Below are 23,107 nucleotides of genomic sequence, written 5' to 3' on the forward strand. Positions count from 1 at the left end.
GGTGACGAGATGGATTACGAACCGCGGACCACAGTAATCCACTCTTCGCTGATGCGTATCAAGACGATCGCCGGGGTGGAAGAGCGCCTCGCCAAAGTCCACCTGGCGATCGCCATCGCGATGTTGGGAGTGTGGCGGATCTGGTTGTATTTCCCGTTCTGTGTAGCAGTGCACCTTTTCTTGGTGTGGCTGACGAAACGTGACGAGAGCATCTTCCTGATCTACACGCAGTACAGCCGACAGTCCGACGTCTATGACCCTTGGGTGCGGATCGATCGGAAATCGAAAGTGAAACGGCCTCACGGCTTTGGGCGTGACATCCTATGTTGAGTATTAAGGCAGTCCTCGGCTCGTATCTGAAATCGGTAAAAAGTTTCTCGGAACTTGTGCCGTGGATGGGAATGAACGCTGCAGATATGGTGTTCAACCTCGACGGATCGATAATGGTCGTGTACGAGGTGGCGGGTATTGATGCCGAGGGCCGTCTCCCGATTGAAACGGATGGCTTCGTCGAAAATTTCGAGAGGGCGCTCAAGGGCTTCGACGAACATATCCTGGTGTGGTCGATCATGGATCGCCGGCGGACTGAGTACTATCCGGACGCTGACTTCCCGTCGACGATCGGCAAGTTCCTCGATCTTTCGTGGAAACAGCATCTGTTCGGACAAAGGCAGTACGAGAACAGGCATTATTTTGCGGTGGTCTATCGCAATCTCGGCGGTTCGGGTGGCTTCTTCGACAAGCTGACCAATCACATGGATCGACATAAGGTTGGCATGTTCAAAGCCTTAAGTTCGGTTCTGTTCTCGGCCACTTCCGCCAAGAAAAACGCGGCGCTCGCGTTCGAGCAGTTCGACGCGCACGAAACTCATTTTCGCCAGATTCTCGAGGAGTTCGAAACGACAGTGAATTCGCTCGGCTTCCGGAGATTACAGAGCAACGAACTGATGACGTTCATGCATCAGCGCGTGAGTCCGCCGAACGATCACCATCGCGTGGGGATTCCGGATATTCCGGTCTATCTCAATACCTACCTGCCGGATTCGACGCTTCGGCGGAAAAAGAAGCACCTTGAGTTCGAGGGTGACGTGACGCGTTACGTCGGTGCCATGAGCGTCAAAAACTGGCCGAACGTGATTGCTCCAGGGGTGACCGATCCCCTGCTTCAGATCGACGGTGAGATTACCGTTAGTCAGTGCTTTGAGTTCTGGGGAAACGAACGGGCGAAGAAGTATATACAGGGCACGCAGGACCACTTCATGGCCAGCACCAAGCGTTGGACGACGCATTTGGTGGAGCAGTTGACGAAGACGGAATCGGACAAGATCGACGCCGGCAAACTGGCGCTGGCCGAAGATGCGTCCTCTGCGCTCGAGGATTTGACGGCGCTCGACCGTGCTTACGGCCATTACAACATGACCATTCTCTGCTACGGAGACACCGAAGAGGAGATGGAGCAGACGCTAAAGGACGTCGGCAGCACGATGCGCACCTCTGTGGGTGCGAAGGTCGTCCGGGAGCGGATGTACGCTCTTTCAGCTTTTACTGCAACCCTGCCAGGTCAATGGGCCAACATCGTCCGATGGGGTTTCATCAACGTGGGAAACCTCGCGGACCTTGCGCAACTTCGAGCGATCCGGACTGGCGATCGTCGGAACTCGCACCTTTCTGGACAATTGCAGCGACCGATTCCAGCATTGGCGCTCTTGCCGACCGAGCACAATGTCCCGTTCAACTACAACTTCCACCAGGGAGACTTGCCTCACTTTTTCGTGGTTGGCCCGTCCCGTTCGGGTAAGACGACACTGCTCAACTTCCTGATTTCGCAGTTTTTCAAGTATTACCCGTGCAATGTCCTGATTTTCGACAAGGACTATTCGTGCTATGTGGCGTCGGGTCTGCAGGGCGCGAAACATATCGACATGAATCCGAACACAGGTAAGGCGCCTCGCATGAATCCGTTGCGCGTCGTGAACGATCCGACGAAACGGGGTTGGCTGATGCGGTGGCTGCAACTGATCGTGACCGTTCGGCAATACGAGTGGAAGACCGAAGACGAGCTCGACATGAACAAGGCTCTGAACATGCTGGCGGCTCAGCCGGAGGAGAACTGGCGCCTGTCGAATTTGGCCGATTTCATGAAAGCGATTTCGCCAGCCCTTCACAAGGAATTGCAGCCTTGGCTCGAGGACGGCGGCACATACCCGCATTTCGATAGCTCCGAGGATGATTTCAAGCTCTCGTCGTTTACGGACGTCGAGATGGGCGGGCTGCTTGAGGATGAGATTCTGGCGCCGGTCTTTATCGACTACGCGTTCTTCTGTATCGACGAGATGCTGGTTCTCGATCCGGAGCAAGGTATCAAACCGACCTTGATTTACCTCGAGGAAGTTTGGTATTTGCTCAAGAACAAGAAGCTGCGGGAGCGGTTCGACAACTGGCTGCGCACACTCGCCAAGAAAAACGCGATCGTGGGTATGACCACGCAATCACTGAAGGAAATCGCTGACAGTGACATCTTCACCACAATCATCGATAACATTCAGAACCGTATCTTCCTGCCAAACCCGAGTGTGATGGCGCACTATGACCTGTACAGCAGCAAGTTCCAGCTTAATGATGAGCAAATCGAGCGGATTCGCACTGCCACACGGAAAGTGCAGTACTACTTCGTGAATCCGGAAGGCATGTCCCGCATGGCGAACGTGCGGTTCCCGCCCCAAATGCTGGCTTGCCTGCGGTCGGATCAGCTCGCGATCCAAAAATACAAGGAGTTTCGCGACAAGCTGGTGGCTGACTGGGAGGAGCAGTACATCGAGGAAATGGTGCGCCTGGGGGAGGTCGCGAAGAATGAATAAAGTCGTTGCTGTTCTCTTGGCCATAGCCTATTCGTGCTCGTGTTACGCCGGCGGTATGCCCGTGTTCACAGGCGGCATGGTGTTCGATCCGACCAACTTCGCTCAAACTGTCATCAAAGCGGCGCAGACAGCTCAAAAGGTGATTCTGGATGGGCAAAGGTATGCGTATCAACTTCAGCAGTATGAGATGCAAGTCAAGCAACTGGCGGCGATTAACCCGCAGCAGCTTGCGGCGTTAGGGGGGGTGTCCCTTACCAACCTGACAGCTGTGACCAATTACGTCTCCAGCCTTCAGAACGTGGTCGGTGATTTGAACAACGTCTCGACGGCCCTGAACAATCGCTTTACGGAGTCGCAACTGTCCGGGCAGACGTGGTCGGAGTATCTGGCCTCTCAGCAAGCGGCAATCCACGCACGTGTCCAGTCTGCGCAGATCCGCGCTCAAAACGAAGCTGCGACGCTGCAATCGGTACAGAACGACTATGCGCTTGCAGCGCAATGGCAGGCGCGGATCCCGGCCACCATGGGCACGAACGAGGATATCCAGTTGCTGGACGCTCAGATGAACCGGGTGGTAATGCAGAACTCGCAGATCATCAAGATGTTGGTCGACAAGAATGGCGTACTCAAGGCGAACGATGAGGCCGAAGAACTGGGAAAGAAGAACCAGGACGCGTCCGCCCGGTCGGTATTTAACGGTGCCATTCAACAGGACAACCAGAACAGTCAGTCGTTGATCAACGGTCTGCAATAGTTTCAACACGACACGAAAGGAAAGAGCCATGAAAAAGTTCGTTTGTGCCGCAATGTTGATGCTTGCATCGACAACGTCGTTTGCGCAGTACATCGTCTTCGATCCGTCGAACTATGCGCAGAACCTGGTGACGGCCGCCCAGACGGTCCAATCAGTTCTGAAGGAAACGCAGCAGTACACCACGCAGATTCTGCAGTACGAGAACGAAGTCAAGCAGCTCGCATCGATCGGCCCGGAGGCGTTGAACACGCTGAAGAGCGTGGGCAACTTCAATCTGAACAATATCAACGGCTACATTAACTCCCTGAATTCGCTCTACGGCAACCTGTCCGGAATGTCGAATCAGATCTCTACGCAGTTCTCGGCCGCCCAGCTGAGCAGCATGACGTGGGATCAGTACATGGCGAAGCAGAAGCAGGATATTCAGAACGGCGTCGGCGCAGCGCAGATTCGGGCGCAAAACGAGGCGAACACGCTCAGCTCGATCCAGCAGGACTACGCGATGGCGCAACAGTGGCAGTCGCAAATTCCGACGACCTCAGGTATTCACGAGTCGATGCAGTTGATGAACGAACAAATGAACCGAGTTGTTATGCAGAACGGGCAATTGATGCAGCAGCTGCAATCCATGAATGGTGGGTCTAAAGCGATGGAGGATATGAACAAGGCCGTCGCGAAGCAGCGGAACAACGACGCGCTGCAATCAATCGACCAGACCATCAGCACAGACAACGGGAATATGACGACGCTTGTCAACGGGCTCACGAACGGTTCACCTGCCTACACGACTTCGGGCAGCGCGCCGACGAACTGAGAGATTTACGGACGGAAGGGTAGAAAGCGCGCGTTAAGAATGCATCTAAGGAAGCGGTATGATGAGCATGACTATGCAAATGTCACCGGGAAGATCGTCGCGCCGAACAGGGATGGTCAACCTGCTGTCTGCGTTGGCGTTTATTGTGTGCACGCTTTTCTCGCTCTCGGCTTTCGCTCAGAGTACGGGCTCGTCCGGAATTTCAATTTCCGCGGCGTCCTCAGCTTTGGTGTCGGAGGTGACGAACGATCTGAATCAGCTTGAAAGTACGCTTCAGTCGAATTTCAGCAGCATGAGCAGTACGCTATCTGCTGACGGCACTGAGCTGGAGTGGGCGCTTTTCAGCGTCATGTTCGTCTGGACAGCTATTACCGGGATGCTAAAGGGTGAGTCGCTGGGGGAGGTTTTCGCACAGGTCATTATCCAGATCCTTATGCTTGGTATCGTGATGGCATGCCTGAATTCGAGTTCACAGACAGCGCTTACGCAGACGTTTTCCACGATCTCGAATCAGTTTGGCGCCGGTACAAATCTGTCCGGCGGATTCAAGAGTTTCTTCACCGCGATCTCTAGCCTGTGGACAACTGCCGGGAGTTCAACGTCGTCAGGGTCAAGCGGCAGCAACTGGTTTTCATCGTTGTTCCACACCATTGGCGACTTCGATCTTGGCTCTATCCTCGCGGGACTGGCGATCGTGATTCTGAAGCTGATGACGACGGTGATTGTCGCGGGCGCCGCGGCGCTGTGGGCGGGGAACTACATCCTCTCGCAGATGAAGATGTACATCGGTCTTGCGATTGCACCGGTGATGGTGCCGTGGCTCCTCATGCCTTACACGTCGTTTTTGTTCGAGGGGTGGTTGAAGTTCATGATTGGCGCGGGTTTGATGCAGATCGTAGGCGCGATCATGGTCAAGCAAACCAATACCTTGATGACTACCATGACAACTGTAGCTGCGGGAGCGACAGCGACGAACGTCATTCTGTATGTAGTACTGGTTGTGCTCGCCCTGGTGATCAGTTACATGATGTCGGAGATCAATGGTATTGCTATGGGGCTACTCGCGGGCGGGTCCCGGGTCGGCATGGGCTTTAGCGCATGGTCGAACGTGAAGAATTTCGGGCCAAATCGTGCAGCAGGTAAGGTTCTAGGGAAGTCCGCCGCCCTCGCCGGTAAGGGTGCTCGTGCGGTGGGCCAAGGCGCAAAGTCGGCAGGCGCGGCAGCACTCAACCGTATTCGTGGCGGCGGTGGTGGGGCTCGTGGCGGCGGCGGCGGGTCGAGAAACACGATGGCCTCAAGCGGCGGCGTCCGGGCAACCATGGCCCAAGCGCGCGGCGGTTCGTCCAGGAGTTAAGTCGTAGTTTTTGTTGACGGATATTTGAAAGGAGTCTCATGAGCAGCACCGAGGCCGAAGGCGGCGACCGCCATGCGAAGAGGTCGTTTCGAGAGGCATTTGTGGATACGCTTCATATGCTTCGCGCGGGACCGGATACCGAAGAAGAATGGGACGCGAGAGAAATCGAGTTGCATGCCATGGTTCAGGAGTCTGTACCGAGTGCGATCGGCGTGACGCTCGCGCGGACGCTAATTGAGCAGCCGCTTCTGTTCGTGGTAGGAGTAGGTGGGCTGATTCTCTGGACCGCGTTGGAAGCAGTGCCCTTTATTTACCACCTTCTCGCATAGACAGTGGACCGAGGGAGCTTGTTTCCGGATCTCCTTCCCGTACATTAACGGGTAAGGAGATCCGGAAACATGACCACCCTCTACCGAACCATTCTTTTCGCAGCGCTCGCCTGCTATGGCTGGTACTACAACACCAGCTTGAACGTGGGCAATTTTTCGAAGGGCGCTCCAGTTCATCTCGATTCGGCTCGTTCGGCCTCGCACGGAGGTGAATGATGAACGGCTACTATCGTCGCTCGAACCCACTCGATACGATTCTCGGCATCGCCGTGGTTGCGCTTCTTGCATTTGCAGTGCTGTCGTCGATCGCGTGGGCCTGGGAAACCTGGCAGCTGCTCACGTCGAATCAATCCACGCATGACGTCATTCTGTACGGCCGCGTCGCGTCGATCGTCATCGCGATCCTCGGACTTGCAGCGATCCGATTCCGCGCGGTTGCCTACGTGGCAATAACTGTCTTCGCGTTCAGTTGGCTTGCGCTGCGTTCGGGGGGCGCTGATGGCGGCGAATTCTGGGGCTTTGCGGGCTTCATGCCGATTCTTGCAATCTACCCGTGGCTTGCCCGGAAGTTTCCTGAAGTGGCTGATGGTCGCGAGCGGGCAATGGCGGTGAACAATTCTCAAGAAGCGGGTTCGACGCCGCTACCGCATCTTCCAGTTACGACCCCGCGGAAGGGTCTTGATTCGCTCGTTGGCATGGCTGATCTGAAAGATCGTCTTCGCGATGCGGCGTCAGACATACTGGCGAAACGTGTTGAGGGCGAGCAGCCGCGTAACGGCATCCTCCTGCACGGCGACCCGGGGAACGGTAAGACGGTATTTGCTGAGTGTCTGGCCGGAGAATTCAAGCTCCCACTGATCAAGTTGCGCAATAGTGATGTAGCCAGCCGTTGGAAGAATCAGACGACGGAAAGCATTGTTCAAGCATTCGCGGATGCCAAGGCACACGCACCCTGCATGCTGTTCATCGACGAAGCAGATAGCTTGCTTGTCGACCGCGCGCTGATGGCCGAGGGCGGGGGGGAGGAAGCGAAGATCACGAACGCGCTGCTGACCGAACTGGTGGACATTCGTGCTCATCGCGTTGTCGTGGTTGCGGCGACGAACTATCTGGAAAAGCTCGATGCGGCGGGCATGCGTGAGGGGCGGTTCGATTTCAAAGTTGAGGTGCCGACACCGGATGAGCCGGCACGTCTCGCGCTTCTGAACGCAGCGCTGAAGCGACATGTGCCGTACGTCGAGATTCCGGAAGCCGCTGTCGAACGGGCAGCCAAGCGTTGGGTCGGGTATTCCAGCAAGCGTATCCAGTCGGTCGGTGAGCAAATGCGGGAGATGAAGCGCAAAACCAACCGGAACAGCTTCGACTTCGACGACTTGATGGCGGCGATGCGAGCTTTGCAAGGCCGTGCTGGGAAGATCCCGGAAAACACTAAAGAGCTGGACGATATTATCCTTCCGGCTGCGTCGAGCAAGCGTTTGAAAGCCATTGCTACTCGCATGTCGAAAGTCGGTCAGATCGAGGAAATGGGCGGCAAGGCGCCCACGGGCATCGTCTTCTACGGCCCTCCGGGCACGGGCAAGACCGAAGCGGCTCGTGCGTTGGCAAAGACGACGGGCTGGGCATTCCTGCATACAACGGGCAGCGCGCTGATGGCGGATCCTTCTTCGTGGGACAAGCTGATCCGCGAGGCCAAAGACATTCGTCCGGTAATCGTGTTCCTGGATGAAGCTGACGATATTCTCCGGAACCGGCAGATGTCCAACGTCGCGGCGCTGACCAACAAGATTCTGGTCTCGATGGACGGGGCGGGCGGAAGAACTCCGGACATCGTTTTCATTGCTGCCACAAACTTCGTTGACGAGATTGACGAAGCGGCGATGCGAGGCGGCCGCTTTACGGAGAAGGTGCGTTTTGATCTGCCCGATGAAGCGGGTATTGAGAAATACGTCTCGGACTGGCTGGGCATGCGCGGTATCGAGCCGATGAACAGCTTCGTGGTTCGCGTGGCGAACACTCTCAAAGGAGAGTCGATTGCAAACGTGGACGCCATCCTCCAGGAAGCCGTCAACCAATGCGCCGTCAGGGTGCTGGGCGGTGAGGAGGGGAGCCTGACGGTTGACGACATCGCGGAGGCGCGAGAGACAATTTCTCGCATTTGATCAGCGTCTTCGTGGGACTCGAGGCAGGCCCTGTTTTGACAAGGGCCTGTTTTTTTTCGATTGTCGTTTGACTCCCAGGGAATGTGATCTGCTGTTCAAGCAATCTGCCCTGGAAAGAACCCCTTCTTAGGCAATGTTTTCGCGTGGTTGACCACTAGACCCTCATGTTCTACTTCCTGCTAAGAAATTTTGGAGTGGAAGCATGCGGTTTAATCGAAAGGAAAAGCCAGTCGACGTACTGATGGCGGGGAACGCCGGCCCGGTCACAGCATACGACAAGGCCAAGCGTGAATTCTTCGAAATCATCGGTACAAGTCAGGCGAACGCGGCGCGGTGGTTCGTCATCGCCGTGGTTATGGGCCTAGGCCTGGTCGCGATGGCGGCGGACTTCTATCGTCTCCTCCCACTCAAGACTATCGTCCCTTGGATCGTGCACGAGCAAGCCGATGGCGGTGTTGTGAATGGCGGGTCTGTTGCGGCCGAGCATTTCACGCCCGATCGCAACATGCGGTCATATTTTCTACGGCACTGGGCGGAAAAGGCGCTGACCATTGACCAGTACACGTCGCAGAAAGATTTGAAGGCAGCTCAGGCGCTGTGTCGAGGCGCGGCCGTCGGAGAATTTGCCCAGATGATGAAAGAGGACAACCCCTTCGGCAAATTGGCGCTCAATGCGCAGTACACGCGTGTTGTTCACGTGAAGAGCGTTGACCCGGGTGAAAACGGCGTTGGCTTCATCTTTTTGACCACCGTGGCCGGTGGCGGTACCGGCGATCCTGATACGAAGCAATACCGGGTCACGGTCCATTACGCGATTTCTCCTCCGACGAATGAGGAGGAGATTGCCAGCAACCCCGTTGGCCTCTACATCACCCACTTCGCCCGCGTCGAGGACTTTTAATGATGTCGTTCTTTGTGAGAATACTCGCCGCGATTTTGTTCCTCGCGGGTCCTCTGTTCGCACATGCGGAGTTGATTGCGACTCCGCTGCCGGGTGACACCCGCCTCGTTCGTTTCGACTTCGATCCGAACAACACCTATCAGATTCTCACCCGTCCGAAGGCCGTTACCGATATTCAGCTGGAAGCTGGAGAGGTCGTGAAGGGCGTGGCTCTCGGCGATTCGTTCTCGTGGGATTGCGAAACCGGTGTTCCAGGTCACATTTTCATTCGCCCGAAGTACGACGATGTCGTGACTTCCGGGACGGTAGTGACCGACCACCGGACGTATCAGCTGATGCTCCGGTCGACCGAATCGGACGTCGGCAAGTGGTACCAACGTGTTACCTGGGGGTACCCCGGGACGTCGATGTTGCAGCCACTCGCGACGGCCGCGACCACCCCCGCTTCTGGCGTTGGGCCGACGGCAAGCGACCCGTTGACTCACGGTGTCGATGTCGATCAGTTGAACTTCGACTATCGGATCAGTGGCGACGCGCCGTTCAAACCCGTGCAAGTGATCGACAATGGGACCTTCACCTGGATCCAGATGCCGGCGAACATTCAGGATTGGCCAGCCGTGTTCTGGATCACGCCAGATAATCGCTATGCGGCCCTCGATCCTGTCGTGGATGGGAAGTATCTGAAAGTCACGAAAGTCATGCACAAGTTCCTGCTGAAGATCGGCAAGGAGGAAGTCGAGATCACGAACAACAAGGTCGCTCGATGACCAACAAGTCGATCATCGATCCGGAAGCTAGCGAAGGAGGCATGCCCAAGAAGAATATGCACTGGAAGATCGTGTCTATTCTTGCGGCGGTCGTCGTCGTAGCTGCATATATAAAATTCGGCGGAAAGAATGTGCACCGCCACGAGTTCAACCCAACGCCCCCGCACGTTTCTGAGCTCGGCCCACCGGCGGATCCGTCATCCATTGACAAGGACAAGCAAGCGGCGGAACAGAATGTCCAATTAGAGAAGATTCAGGAAGGAAAGCAGAAGGCGGACGCTCTGAAGAAGCAGCAAGAATTGGCCGCCGCTCAATCGGCAAATAGTGGTCGCTTGGGAGTGGCGCCCGCCGTAACCCCTGGGGCGTCGTCTACGGTCGGGCTTCCTGCCGGCGGCGCGTTGCCGCCTCTGCCGCCGACGATGACGGGGAAGGGAGCGAACGGCGGTAGGGGTGTGGCTGACTCTGACCGAGAAGCCATGATCAGAAACTCGCCAGTCCTAGTGAAATCGAATTCCGCGCAGCCTGCATCGTCGCAGGGGAATATGCCACCAGGTTATGCGCCACCTCAGATGACAGACCTGCAACGCAGCGAGCTGTCAAGCGCATCCGACATGAACAGCATTCTCAAGAATATGCCTGGCACGCAAGGCGGTAACGGGCCGGGTGCCGGCGCCGCGGCGAATGCGCAGTGGTTGACGGACTACAACTCCAAGCTCGCGGACCACTCGTCCGAGACCGGATATTCGCCGCCATCGAAGTACTACGTGCGCAGCAACACTCTCGTTCAAGCGGTTACAACGCGAATGGTGAATAGTGACCTCTCCGGCCCTATCGAGATGAGTGTTGTCAGCGATGTGTATGACTCCGTTACCGGCACGCAGATCATGATCCCGGCGGGGTCAACCATCAGTGGTGCGAATAACGGGGATATCCGTCTTGGCCAGTCACGAATCGAGGCGGCTGTGGGTCGGATATGCCGACCCGATGGCGTCTGCGTTGATGCGCCCGGTTCGCAAGGTGCTGATTCGAGTGGCGCAACGGGCCTGACAGGTGACGTCAACAACCACATCCTGGAGATTTTCGCGACGGCCATCATTCCTGCCGCGATCGCATACGCGACGACGCCGAGTAACAGCGGCAATAACAATGTCTACGCAGGGGGTAGTTCGCCACTTAACTCTGCTGGCCAGATCATGGTCCAGACGTCTCAAACGGTTTTGAACCGCTACAACAACATCCCGCCGACGATTATCGTTCCTCCGGGTTCGCCCGTGAGCATCGTTATCGGGAAGGACCTCGTGTTGCCGCCATATCATAGGTGAGACCGTGAAACTCAGTGTGAAGACCTTAGCGCAATTGCGCATCATCGCTGCCGTTGCTTCGGGGCTGGCCATGACCGCGTGTGCCACGGCGCCGCTACCGGCAGCATCCAATCGCAACTATGACTTTGCCTATCGAACCACGGGCGGGTCGGACGTTCGTCCTAGCCAAGTCTTCGATGACGGCTCGAAAACGTATTTTCAGTTCGCGGTTGGAAGAGCGGCTCCGGTAATTGAGCTTGATGACGCCGGGGTACACAAGCTGCTGGAGCCGAATCAGGAAGGCATTTATTTCACGGTGCCGTTCGTCGCGAATCGCTTCCTGTTCCAACGCGGGCAGGAGACGGGGGTTGCGGAGTACAACGGCGCCAAGCCGCATGTGATCGATATGTCTCGCGTGAGTGAGCCGGGCACAGTGCCGGCATCTGATGTGGACGTAGACGGCCTGTATGCGGTGACGCAGCGCAACCGGCCGGTGTACGTGCGCCAGGCTATTCAGGCGAATAGCTATGCAACGCCTGTGGTAGGTGACAACGCTTCGTGGGCCACGGAATTGCCGACGGAGGACAAGTTCGACGTTCAGTTCAAGCGTGGCAGTTCGGAGCTTCTGGTTCCCAAGCGCGCTGCCGCGTCGGAGATTCTTTCGGCTGCGAAGCGGGCGAGCCGCGTGGTGGTGTTGGGCCGCGACGACGATAGCATGATGGAGACGCTCGGCGAGAAGCGCGCAGGGGCCGTCCGTGACTGGCTAGTCAAGAATGGTGTCCCAGCGAGCGTGATCAATGTGACGGCCGATACGTCCGGTGCTGACGGCCTCGATGCCGAGATTCGCGTCTATAGCAAGCCGCTTCAAGTTCCGGTGCAGTATGCGTCGGCCGATTCACTCGCCTTTAAAGCGGACGCGATTAAGGCCGACATTCAATCGGGCGCTATCAGCCGCGAGCAGGGGGCGCAGCGCTTGGCGGCGCTTGCCGGCTACGGCAATGCGGGTATTGGCGATGGCTCGAGCGAAAACGGCGGCATTTCGCTTCGCACGACCTTGGCGGTATTCGCCGAGAAAGAACACTATCAATTCACTTGGGGTGGTGGTGTCCCGGACAGGAAGATCACGGTTCCGCCCGTTGACCGGGAGCCGAATTTCGATGCCAAGCTTGTAGATCTGGGTAAGGCTAGCGCAGGTGCATGCAATCTCGGCGTCGACAAGGAGACCAAAACCATTTACGTGGAGCCGGATCTTGGTGGCCTGGTTGAGGTCATTGCCAAAGCCGGGATCGAGACGTTGAGCGAAGCGAATGCGTTCTTGACCGTAAAACTGCGCGTCTCGCCGAAGACGATGTATGTGATCGATCGCGTGGACAACTCAGACGTTACCGTGAAGTGGAAGGACGCAACGACGTTCACGATGCCTGTCCGGGAGAAGATGGAACTCACCCTGGATGGCAAGACACTCGATTTGACTCACGTGGGCGACGGCCATTACGTGGTCGCGCTTCAACCCTCAGCCGGGAATACGATCAAATGAAGAAACTGACCTTTACGCGGCTAGGGGCCGTTGCGGCGTTCGTTTTCGTTGTGCCGCTCGCCTCGGCTCAAGAACACAAGAATCAGGCGTTCCTGCCGTCCTCTGCTGACGCTGCAACACCCACCTCGAGCACGGCTGTGGCGAGCGTGACGGTCGGCGGTGCCGATACTGACGCTGCGGCGACGAAGGGGCACGACTTCTCCGTGCATGTGAGTGATCTGAACTTCCGACAGATGATCGCCCGCTGGGCGAAAGAATCGGGTTGGAACTCGGAATGGGCAGTTGAAGGCGACATCAACGTAGCCGGCGAGTACACGTGGCACGACACTGACTTCGTGAACGCGGTCAGGTCAACGCTGCACACGACGGAGGGAGGCGAGACTCCGGTGCATGGGTGCTACTACTCGAACAACTGGGTGCGGGTGGTGCCGCTTACCACTCAGTGCACAAAGCGATGAGCACTACGCGGGGCACCAAGCCTCCAAGGGCGCCGCAGGGCGCCTTTTTTTTGGCACAAGGCGGATTTTTCTCCAGCGTGAAAGACGCCCGCCATAGGCGCTGTTTCTCGATAGTTCGTTGGAATTGCGCATGTTTTACTGGCAACCACGAAGAGGTCGGTTAAGTGCTTGCAGCGCGCCCCGGGCGGCGCTTCTGCGGCGACCGCACCTCGTATGCCTCCCTCTGTTCGACAGGACAGACGTTATTCAAGGTAGACCGATGATCCGTAATTTCAAAAGATTTGTCCTTCTTCCGCTTGTGGCTGCCTTGGCGCTGTCAGGCTGTGTATCACCGACGCTCGAGCGACAAACGAAGGGAGCGGTTCAGGGTGCGACCACTGTCCAAGAGAGTGGGCGGCAGGAGTTGATCGACCAGATTGTTAATGGTCGAAAGGTTCGAGAGCGCGACGAGATGGTCGACGCGCCGTTCCTTGCGGGCAAAACTGTCGCGTTGAGTCGCGATGTGATTTTGCCGCCAGCTCTTCAGGCGAACGTCAAAACGGACATCATGTTCCCAGGGCGTCATGTTTCGCTGCCGGTTGCAGCGGAGCGGATTACGTTGGCCACTGGGATTCCGGTGAAGATTGACAACGACGTGTACCTTCCCGCGAGTGCTCTGCTGCCGCGAGCCCAGGTCACCGAGGACACGAAAAACTCTATCCTCGGCCAAAGCGGCGGCGCGGCTGGTTCGGCGGGCGCTGCCAAGACCGGCGTCCTTCCGCCGATCCCGGGCGCATCGGACGGACTGAGCGGGGTGCAAGGATACTCTGGCGCGGCGGCAATCGATACCCCGATGGATGTCCAGTTCGAGCCGGGCCAGATGCCGCTGTCGCGCACTCTCGATCTAATCGCGACTCGACTCGGCATCAACTGGGAGTATGACGATCAGAAGGGCGTCATTCGCTTCTACCGGATGGTTACGAAGACGTGGCTGCTTCCGATCAAGCCCGGGTCGATGTCTTACACGACGGCGTTCTCCGGTTCGACGATGCAGTCGAACAACTCGAATGCGCTGAACACCCAGGGTCAGCAGCCTGATGCCCCGATAAAGAGCGAAGCGGCGAACATCAGCGAGATCAACTCGATCAAGTCGTCGATCCAGACGATTATGACTCGAGCCGGTGCTATTTCTGCTGATCCGGCGATCGGCTCAATCACGCTCACGGATACGAAAGACGCGGTCGACAAGGCCGACGGCATCATGAAGTTCGAGACGAATGTCTTGTCCAAGATGGTTTTGGTTCGTCTTCAGATGATCCAGGTCACGACGAATGACAACGGGCAGGCGGGCGTCAACTGGAACGCCGTCATGACAAAGGCGCTTCAGAGCATTCCGGGCTTCCAGCTTTCGTCGATCTCGCCGGTCTCGCTCATCGGTCAGAGCGGTGGTGTTAATAACTCCGGGCAGATCGGCCTGAATATCACGAGTGGCGCCTTTAACGGGACCAGCGCGATCGTTCAGGCGCTATCGGACATTGGTCGGGTGTCGACGACGACGGAAATTCCTCTTTCGATCCAGAACCGTCACGGGCTTTACTACAACGTGCGTACGACGTACTCGTACGTCTCCGCTACTACGCCCGCGACGTCAACTGTCGGTGGCACCGGTGGGGTTCCAGGCATCACAACCTCCCAGGATCAGGTTGGCTTCAAGCTGATGCTTTATCCGAGCGTTACGCCGCGCAATTCGATCGATTTGACGATATCCATCGACCAGTCGACGCTCCAATCCTTGCAGACCTTCACGTCCGGCACGGGCGCGAATGCGCAGTCGGTGCAATTGCCGGACACGAACGGGGAAGGTGCCACGATCGATGCGATCGTTCACAACGGCGGGACGCTCATTCTCACCGGCTTCGAGCAGAAGCAAAACGAGTACGACAAACGCTCTATGGGTCCAGGCGTGCCGATCATCGCAGGTGGCTCTGTTACCGCTCAAGCTCAGCGCACGACAACCATCATTATTCTCTCGGCCGCGGTGCAGGACGCAGATTCATGATTATCGATGTCAACGGCAAGAAGATTGCATTCGGTTTATCGTGGAAAAGCCTTGTCGGTGGGGGCAACCCCGAGTCGATGGCAGTCGCGCGGGCACGGACCGACAAATCAGCACTGATCTGGACGGATGCCGAATCTTTCCAGGTAGGGCTGTTGCCGGCTGGGGATCTGACGGAGAAGGAGGCGTCGAGCCTGAGCGAACCCATCTACGCTGCAGCGCGGATCCTCGGGAGGATTAAGGGCCTGAAAAAGAATGTCCTGATGGCTCTAACCCACCCGGGCAGCGCGAGGACGTTCATTCTGGTGGGTATCCATAAGGGCAAGCCGAAGGATCGCTTCGACCTGGTCGACATTTCTGGTGAGGTCCTTAGCCAGAAGATTGCAGAATACCGCGAGTTGCTCCGGAACGAGCCGTTCGATCTGATCGGAGATATCCGCGCTCTGGACGGCATATACCCAACGCCGATCGACCTCTTCGCGGAGAACGTAGACGAATACAGTGCCCTCCATCGCCCGAAGTCGCAGGTCCCCGTCCGAAAGGTGGGTATCGCGGTAGCAATCGTGCTGGGCTGCTTTCTGATCGCTAAGGTCGGCGGTCCGGTGGCTATGAAGAAATGGCGTGAACATCACCAGCGCCAGATGCCGGACCCACAGAAGCTGTATGACGACGCGATCAATGAAGTGCGGACCAATGCGGTGTTGCCTGCCACTGAGTTAGCACCGTGGTATGGGTGGTTCCGTTCGCTGCCTTGGGATATAGGTGGCTGGAATCTCTCGGCTGTGTCGTGCTCGTTCACGCCGTCCGGGGCCATGTTCTGCGCGCTCGATTACAAGCGGGCGCTCGTGCAAGCGACCTATAAGACGTTCATGGCGGCGCTGCCCACGCAATGGGCGCACTCGTATCGTCTCGATCAGGACGTGGTTCATATCCAGACGCAGTCCCCGATCGGTCGCGTCAGTCGTGTGGCTCAATTCTTGGACAGTGCGCCGACGGCGAACGATGTGACGTACAACTTTCAATCCCAGCTGCAAAGCTATCAGGTAACCGGAAAGTACACGTTGTCGCCATTCACCCTGTTCGGCGCAGACGGAATTGACCCGAGTGCGTTGCGTAACACATATCGGGCAGCCGCATGGTCTATGGACGGCCCGATGCGGAATTTCCAGTTACTGGCGAAATTCCCGCCATACGCGATCGTCTCGGGCATCAACGTTCAGGTGCAGTCGGATCCCCAATCGTCGATCGATAACTCTATGTTCAAGGCAACCGTTAAGGGCCAGGTGTTGGTCAAAGGATAAGAGATGAAGCATGTGCAAGAATTTGTAGGACTGGTTCTGTTTACGGTGCTCGGGGTCGTGCGTGCTGGGACGCCGACTGTCGGTGATTTGATCGACGCGGAGGCAACCCGTACGCTTCATCAGATGTCCAACGATGACAAGAGCGCTGGAGGCGGCGGATCACTCCCTGGCGGAGCTGCTGCAAGCTTGCCGACCTCGCCTTTGCCGGCGGTGCCCGGTCCGGCAGCGGACGAGAAGCCGAAGCATCAGGACGGCCTTTTCGCGCGATTTGGCGTCGTTCCGAATCTCTCGGGCTACCTGATGTGGAATGACGCCGTGTATCAGGCGTCCGTCGGCAAGAAGATCAAGGGTTGGACCGTCATCGCTATTAATGCCGATGGCGCGGATCTTCGTTCGCCAACGGGGAAGATCAAACACTTTGATTCCTTGCTCGACTCGGGGCTGGATGGCGACGACAACACTAGTTCGGCCCAGACTCAGGCTCGAGCCACTGCGGGAATGCCCCAAACTTCCACACCGCTCGGCGTCCCTCCCGTGTTCGGTGGCTCTCGTCCAGGCATTGCCGGTGGGGTACGCTGATGCTTGGTAAATTGTTGGGACGGGAAGAACCGTCAATCGTTCAACGTGAGTCCAGCCGTGCTAACGGTCAGGCTAATTGGGTACCGCCGGGTTCTGGTGCACCCCCCAATTTTCCGAACTCGTCGTTGGCCGCGTCGGCCAGCTCGCCTGATGCAGAGCGGGTATCCCGATCAGCCGATCGTGCTCTGTTGCCCGAAGACTCGAAAGTGATCACGCACGCGGATTCGCTTCCGGAGTTCACGCGCAAGATGTACGACGACGATCTCTTGCGCATGCCCCCATCGATGCGGCAAAAGGTCTGCCCTGTTGAGGTGGCTGCTCCAGGCTCCGAAAACAAGCGCGGCAGTTTTGCCGTGATTTGTACAGCCGATTTTGCTTCGGATGACTATGTTGAAGAGCTAATCAATCATCTCTCGTTGAAGTGGGATTTGACGCAGGATGGACGCTATGTCGCGACTGACCAAATTCTGATCGACTTGGCTCGTGACCGAGTTATGGAAAACCGTCGACGGAAGAAGCAAAGCATTTCGATCGAGCAGAAGAACGCGAACGTACTCTACCGTCAGTTCGAACTGATGGCTGAGTTTGCCATTGCGAACGAGGCGTCGGACATCCACATAGACATGAACCGACGGCAAAGGCAATCGCAGGTCCAGTTTCGTATCCACGGCAAACTCGTTCATCCGCCTGAGTTCCTAATCGAAACGGATACGCTGCTGGACATGGTCGCGTACCTGTACAACAACAAGTCGCAAAACGGTTCGCAGAACTCGTATAACGAGAACATGCCGCAACAGTGCCAGCTTCAGCTTCGGGTCAAGGGCCGGGATTTGCTTTTCCGCTGGGCTTCAGGTCGCACCGCGCTGGGCAGTATTGTTGTGCTGCGGGTGCTGTTCCAAGACGACATGCAGAGTATCAAGTCGCTCGGGGAATTGGGCTACTTCCCGCAGCAGTGCAAGATGTGGACGAACGCGATCAGTCGCCACAAGGGCGGCATCTCCGTGGCCGGCATTGTGGGTTCCGGCAAATCCACCACCATGCAGACGAACATGGCCAGCCTGCCGATGACTATGGCGAAGTACTCGGTTGAAGACCCGGTTGAATACCTGATCCCCGGTGTTCGCCAGTTCAACGTGTCACGCTCGTTGACTGACACGGAAGAAGACTCCTTCATCGCGTGGAAACGCCAACTGAAGCGTATGGATCCGAGCGCGGTCCTCATCGGCGAGTGCCGAGATCTTGACAGCGCGTCGATGTTCCGGGACATCGTTGAATCTGGTCACCTAGGCTTCACGACCGTTCACGCGCCGTCGCACCTGGGCAGTATCGATCGCTTTTGCTCTAACGAGCTTGGCATACCGCGTGAAGTCATGGCAACCCCGGGCTTTATGAATTTGCTCGTGTATCAGGCGCTGGTGCCGATCAACTGCGAGTGCTGCAGGGATTTTCCGGCTAGACATCATGCTGATGCAGCGTATCTCAACCGCATCGAGCGTTTGTTTGACCTGGATGTCGACGGCATTTACCTGACGAACAAGGCTGGCTGTCCGAAATGCAATAAACACGGACTGACCGAGCTGAACGGCATTGCCGGCCGAAAGGTGGTCGCGGAGATGCTCGAGCTGGATACGAACATGCTCGAGATGATTCGCGCCCATAAAAACATCGATCTCATTAAGTACGTCAACAAGCTCAGAACGTCGAAATTCTCGGACGAAGATTCCCTCGGAAAATCGGCGATGGAAGTCGCCATGTATCGGTGTTCTCAAGGACAAGTGTCGCCGTTCGAGATCGAAGAGAAGTTCGGCACGTTTGAGCAATACGAGAACGAGCAGAAGCGCTTTGGGCTCGGAAAGTACGCGATCGAGCAGAACGAGCGTTTTGGTACAGCGGCAGGAAACCGCTGATCAAAGCCTACTCAAAAGGGGATCAGTACATGAAGTGGTTATTGCGACGTTTGCCTTTTCGTCGTTCGGCGAGCAACGACAACCCGACCGCGGGGAAGGGACTATTTCTTGCGATTTGGGAGTTCAAGCAGAAACGCGGAGAGTTCTACGCGGACTTGGCCGGCATGATGGAAGCTCAGCCTGGCAAGAACATTCGGCAGCTGATCGAGCCGTATGTTGACCGCCATGCAAATCAGCCGGAAGGAAAACTAGCGGCGCATTGGCTGCAGCGGATGGATGAGGATGTGGCTACGTTCTCCGACGCCATGATTGGTACCGTGCCGTCTGAGGACCTGACGGTGCTGTCGTTCTCTGAGCGTGCGGGAGACCTGAGAATTGGCTTGCAGCAACTTTCCGAAAACATCCTCGGCATGGAGGAGGCAAAGCGAGTAGCCCGTTCGACCCTGCTAACGGCCGTAGCGGCGGTTCTGATCTTCCACGTCTTCTTGAGCGTCGAGGCGTTCGTTTTGCTGCCGCGTCTGGTTCGGTCAATGGCGGCGATGATCCCGGCGGATCACTGGGGAACCGTGGGCCGAGCCTTCTATCAGGTCGGCGAGTTCGTCCGGCTATGGGGGTGGGCCGTTCTCGGTCTCGAGATCGCGGCGTTCTCATGGATTCAATGGTCCTTTCCGAACTACGTGGGGCGGGCGAGGCCATGGCTGGATCGAAATTTCTTTCCCTATCAGTTCTACCGTGATTTTCGTGGCGCGGCATTCTTGTCGGCTCTGGGCGCGGCTACCGCAAAGGTGGGAACGCAAGTGCAGACTGTGCCAGACGCTCTTGAAAAGATGGAACCGGAGTCATACCCCTGGCTGAGAATGCATATTCGCCAGATTTTGAACAATTTCGAGCAGGAACCGAATGCCAAAGGCGAGGCGTTTAACACCGGGATCGTTAACGACAACGCATATTATCGAATCGTGGACATTGCCGAATATAACGACATGTCGGCCATGCTTGCCAAGGTCGGGGCGATCGTCCGGAGGACCGCACCAATCGAGATGCAGAAGAAGGCGACGGTTCTTCGATACGTCGTCGTCGTTGGGGTAATTCTCGCGATGATGACGTTCTATTTCGGTACCTTCCGTATGTCCGACGAGTTCAAGCAGATCATCCAGTTGCAGATGATGATGCGCGGCTGATATTCCCGGCTCGTTGGGATTTTTAGCAAATCCCCGTCTGGATAGGCAGTGTTTCGGGATTTCTGTCGTTGCCCGGGCGTGTTTTACTGGGACAGTCATAGGTCCTGCTTGAGAAGTTTGCTGGAGGGCTTATGGGACAGAGCGCGGCGTCTAGGGCGCCGTGAACAGAGTGCAGTTTGAGTCTTTCTTTCGGTGAGGAGAATCATGAAATCGGGCGGAATTGTTTGGAGTAGGAAGCGCTGTGGCAAGACAGCGTCGGGGAAGGTGATGGGAAAGCGGTTTAAGGAGCGAGGGCAACGAGGGAGCGTATTGCTGGAGTACGGTCTGTACCTCCTCGTCGCGCTCATCGCAATCATCGGTATTTATTCGTACTTCACCTCGAGCAGCGTTGGGGAGCAGACGAACCAACTAGGCAGCGATTTGACGACGCTTGCCGGGAAGGTGAAGTCGAGTTATTCGGGTCAATATACCAATGTGACGAATACGGCGCTCGACACCGGTGGCTTCTTCAAGAATTTGACGTCTATGCAGGATACGGGTGGAAACGTGACCGTTTCGCCGGGCGGCGGGCAACTCCAGGTAACGTCGGGCACACTGAACGTCGCTGGGGACTCGGTTCAGTATTCGATCACGAACCTTCCAGATTTGGCTTGCCAGCCGATTCTCTCTGCGATCCAGCGCGCTGCGTCGCAGATCTCGATCAATGGCACGGTTATCAAGTCACCCACCGTCAGCTTCAATCCGGCGAACATGGTCTGCACGAACGACGCGAACAAGCTCACCTATCTGATGACTTGATTCGCCGGGCGGGCACCGCGCATCGGGGCGCCAGCGGTAGGGCGCCTTTTTAACTTCCGGCTCCGCAACGTGATGCCAGACTGGACAAAAAAGACAGCCGCGTGAATTGACCGTGATGTCTGAGAGCCGAAAAAAGTGTCGACGATCGTGGGGAGTAAAGTTGCGTGTAACGAAGCGATTTCTCAAGGCTGCCGCGCGGCAACGCGGTGGAATGATTCAAGAATACGGCCTCTATCTGCTGATCGTGTTACTGGTCGTGTGTGGCATATACGTCATGTACGCGAGCTCCTCGGAAGGGGAGACAGTTACGTCCTTACGCAACGATCTGCTGTCGTTGAGTAGCCGTGTGAAAGGCGATTATTTTGGACAGTACGGCGGGGTGTCGACACAGACACTAATCCATAGTGGCGTTTTCAAAGGATTGGGGTCTTTCTCGACTGCAGTTGGTGGTGAAGTTGTCTCCGTTGGGGGAGGGTACATCACCGTTTCGCCGACGATGGTTCATATACCTGATGACGCTATGCAGTACAAGATCATCACTTTGCCGGACAGCGCGTGTGTCCCACTCATTGCAGGAATGCAAGGTGTGTCCGCAGTAGTGACAGTGAACTCTTTCATTGCTAAGTCGCCGCAAGTGCCCTTTACGCCGGGCAACGTGCAGTGCAGCGGAGACAACAACATTGTCACCTTTTCAATACTTTAGGCTATACTTCTTGGCGGGAAGCGCCAAGGGTGTATGAGCGCTCTCTCAGGAATTTTATTTCGTAGTGCAATGTGAGTGTTTTGAAGGAAACCATGAGACAGACTCTGAGTTTTGATCATTTCGAGGCGAAGCCGTCGTTGCATGGTTGGTCACGACTTCTTGGCAGGAGGAAAGAGCGCGGTCAGCGCGGGTCGATGCTGATCGATGTCGCATTGGCCCTGACGGTGGCGACTATCGCCTTGACTGGCCAGTTCGCGCAGACGAACGAGGCGGTTGACGAGTCGATCGCAAAGGCGACCGGCCAGTGGGCCGTGGAGTATCAGGGGGCACTCAATGCGTACTACAGCACCAATGGTCAAACGATCATGGCGGGCCAATCTGTCGCTGGGGTCGCAAGCCCATATATGCCGGCGGTCACCGAACTGATCAATCTTGGCTATCTGCCTGCCGGATTTAGCTCGAAGGCACCTAACGGTCAGAGCTTTACGACATCGGTGTCGCAGGTGAACGTCGGGGGAACCCCGTCGCTTGCAGGCTATATGTATTCGACGACCCCTTACGAGGACGGCGCGGGTGCGGTCCGTAATGATCTGGCCGGACTTGCGATGCAGGCAGCGGGGGCCGACGCCGGGATGTCCACTCCCGGGCATGCCGGTCAGTTGATTGGCACCGGAAACGGATGGCAGGCATCCATCGCCGGTGTTCCCGTAGGCACATTCGCAATGCGAGTGGGCTCATACGCCGACATGGATGCGATGCTGAGCCAGTTTTACATGCTGAACGGCTCGCGTGCGCTGACGGGGCCGATGAATGCAAATAACAACTCGATGAGTAATGTGTCGACCTTTGGCGCGACGGGGAACATTACGACGTCGGGGGGTACCTTTGAGGCTACGAATGCACCTAATGGGATCGGCGTACAGATCGGGAACGCGCAACTTTACGGCGATGGTTCAAACGTCGCCTTGCGGGCGCCCAACGCAGCTTACATACAGACTACGACCGGCGGATGGGCGGCGCTGAACGCCGGCGATCTGAACGCAAACGGGAACGCGACAATTTTGGGCAGTGCGACGGTCAATGGGACGACCGTGTTGAACGGGGAAAATTTTCTGTACGGCCCGACTGTGGTGAACGGCTTCATGTATATGGGAGGCGGCGCTTCGGTTCAGACGCAACTGCCTTTGGCGGCGACCGCGGTTGCGGGCCAAGCTTGTTCCGGCAACGCTATCACCACGGATCCTAGCGGTAACATCTTGGCTTGCCAATCCGGTGTGTGGGATCGAACGTTCGAACCCGTCATCAGCACCTATTCCGCGAATACCTGCGCGAGTACCTACACGCCGATACCAGGTACGCACAAGTACTGTG

General features: G+C 56.8%; 21 protein-coding genes. All 21 read left to right on the forward strand.

Features of this window, described 5'->3' with window-relative positions; genetic code table 11:
• The first annotated feature begins 9 nt into the window (after positions 1-9).
• Complete coding sequence (locus tag HV796_RS27730) at positions 10-330, forward strand: VirB3 family type IV secretion system protein (protein WP_144191961.1); 321 nt, start codon at positions 10-12, stop codon at positions 328-330.
• Complete coding sequence (locus HV796_RS27735) at positions 324-2,858, forward strand: VirB4 family type IV secretion system protein (RefSeq protein WP_175229724.1); 2,535 nt, start codon at positions 324-326, stop codon at positions 2,856-2,858. The genes HV796_RS27730 and HV796_RS27735 overlap by 7 nt, the downstream gene beginning before the upstream one ends.
• Positions 2,851-3,612 (forward strand): conjugal transfer protein, encoded by a 762-nt coding sequence (locus HV796_RS27740; RefSeq protein WP_175229727.1) that lies wholly within the window; start codon positions 2,851-2,853, stop codon positions 3,610-3,612. Before HV796_RS27735 ends, HV796_RS27740 begins: the two co-directional genes overlap by 8 nt.
• Before the next feature lie 28 nt (positions 3,613-3,640).
• On the forward strand, positions 3,641-4,426 hold the full coding sequence (locus HV796_RS27745) for a TrbJ/VirB5 family protein (RefSeq protein WP_175229729.1): 786 nt from the start codon (positions 3,641-3,643) through the stop codon (positions 4,424-4,426).
• 58 nt (positions 4,427-4,484) lie between these two features.
• Complete coding sequence (locus tag HV796_RS27750) at positions 4,485-5,780, forward strand: type IV secretion system protein (protein WP_246356073.1); 1,296 nt, start codon at positions 4,485-4,487, stop codon at positions 5,778-5,780.
• Positions 5,781-5,818: 38 nt separating this feature from the next.
• Positions 5,819-6,109 (forward strand): hypothetical protein, encoded by a 291-nt coding sequence (locus HV796_RS27755; protein ID WP_175229731.1) that lies wholly within the window; start codon positions 5,819-5,821, stop codon positions 6,107-6,109.
• A 69-nt stretch (positions 6,110-6,178) separates the two neighbouring features.
• Positions 6,179-6,325 (forward strand): hypothetical protein, encoded by a 147-nt coding sequence (locus tag HV796_RS27760; protein WP_175229733.1) that lies wholly within the window; start codon positions 6,179-6,181, stop codon positions 6,323-6,325.
• A complete protein-coding gene (locus tag HV796_RS27765; protein WP_246356074.1) occupies positions 6,322-8,268 on the forward strand; it encodes an AAA family ATPase in 1,947 nt (648 codons plus the stop codon). The genes HV796_RS27760 and HV796_RS27765 overlap by 4 nt, the downstream gene beginning before the upstream one ends.
• Positions 8,269-8,470: 202 nt before the next feature.
• Complete coding sequence (locus tag HV796_RS27770; protein WP_175229736.1) at positions 8,471-9,169, forward strand: VirB8 family type IV secretion system protein; 699 nt, start codon at positions 8,471-8,473, stop codon at positions 9,167-9,169.
• Positions 9,169-9,936: a TrbG/VirB9 family P-type conjugative transfer protein gene (locus HV796_RS27775; RefSeq protein ID WP_175229740.1), complete on the forward strand. Its 768-nt coding sequence runs from the start codon at positions 9,169-9,171 to the stop codon at positions 9,934-9,936. The genes HV796_RS27770 and HV796_RS27775 overlap by 1 nt, the downstream gene beginning before the upstream one ends.
• Complete coding sequence (locus tag HV796_RS27780) at positions 9,933-11,258, forward strand: TraB/TrbI/VirB10 family type IV secretion system protein (RefSeq protein WP_175229743.1); 1,326 nt, start codon at positions 9,933-9,935, stop codon at positions 11,256-11,258. The genes HV796_RS27775 and HV796_RS27780 overlap by 4 nt, the downstream gene beginning before the upstream one ends.
• A gap of 4 nt (positions 11,259-11,262) precedes the next feature.
• Complete coding sequence (locus HV796_RS27785) at positions 11,263-12,774, forward strand: TrbG/VirB9 family P-type conjugative transfer protein (RefSeq protein WP_246356075.1); 1,512 nt, start codon at positions 11,263-11,265, stop codon at positions 12,772-12,774.
• Positions 12,771-13,232 (forward strand): TcpQ domain-containing protein, encoded by a 462-nt coding sequence (locus HV796_RS27790; protein WP_175229745.1) that lies wholly within the window; start codon positions 12,771-12,773, stop codon positions 13,230-13,232. The genes HV796_RS27785 and HV796_RS27790 overlap by 4 nt, the downstream gene beginning before the upstream one ends.
• A gap of 259 nt (positions 13,233-13,491) precedes the next feature.
• Positions 13,492-15,270 (forward strand): type II secretion system protein GspD, encoded by a 1,779-nt coding sequence (locus HV796_RS27795; RefSeq protein ID WP_175229747.1) that lies wholly within the window; start codon positions 13,492-13,494, stop codon positions 15,268-15,270.
• Positions 15,267-16,568 (forward strand): type IV pilus inner membrane component PilO, encoded by a 1,302-nt coding sequence (locus HV796_RS27800; protein WP_175229749.1) that lies wholly within the window; start codon positions 15,267-15,269, stop codon positions 16,566-16,568. The genes HV796_RS27795 and HV796_RS27800 overlap by 4 nt, the downstream gene beginning before the upstream one ends.
• Positions 16,569-16,571: 3 nt before the next feature.
• A complete protein-coding gene (locus HV796_RS27805) occupies positions 16,572-17,147 on the forward strand; it encodes a hypothetical protein (protein ID WP_175229751.1) in 576 nt (191 codons plus the stop codon).
• Positions 17,147-19,054 (forward strand): GspE/PulE family protein, encoded by a 1,908-nt coding sequence (locus HV796_RS27810; protein ID WP_246356076.1) that lies wholly within the window; start codon positions 17,147-17,149, stop codon positions 19,052-19,054. Before HV796_RS27805 ends, HV796_RS27810 begins: the two co-directional genes overlap by 1 nt.
• 29 nt (positions 19,055-19,083) lie before the next feature.
• Positions 19,084-20,235, forward strand: a complete 1,152-nt coding sequence (locus tag HV796_RS27815) for a hypothetical protein (RefSeq protein ID WP_175229753.1) — start codon at positions 19,084-19,086, stop codon at positions 20,233-20,235.
• A gap of 204 nt (positions 20,236-20,439) precedes the next feature.
• The gene (locus HV796_RS27820; protein ID WP_175229755.1) at positions 20,440-21,033 is read left to right on the forward strand and encodes a type 4 pilus major pilin; all 594 of its coding nucleotides are present in this window, start codon (positions 20,440-20,442) and stop codon (positions 21,031-21,033) included.
• A 211-nt stretch (positions 21,034-21,244) separates the two neighbouring features.
• On the forward strand, positions 21,245-21,736 hold the full coding sequence (locus HV796_RS27825) for a hypothetical protein (protein ID WP_175229757.1): 492 nt from the start codon (positions 21,245-21,247) through the stop codon (positions 21,734-21,736).
• Between the two features lie 92 nt (positions 21,737-21,828).
• A partial coding sequence (locus HV796_RS27830) for a hypothetical protein (RefSeq protein WP_175229759.1) occupies positions 21,829-23,107 on the forward strand: 1,279 nt, incomplete at its 3' end.

Origin of the sequence: Paraburkholderia humisilvae (assembly GCF_902859855.1) — a bacterium.
GTDB lineage: Bacteria > Pseudomonadota > Gammaproteobacteria > Burkholderiales > Burkholderiaceae > Paraburkholderia > Paraburkholderia humisilvae.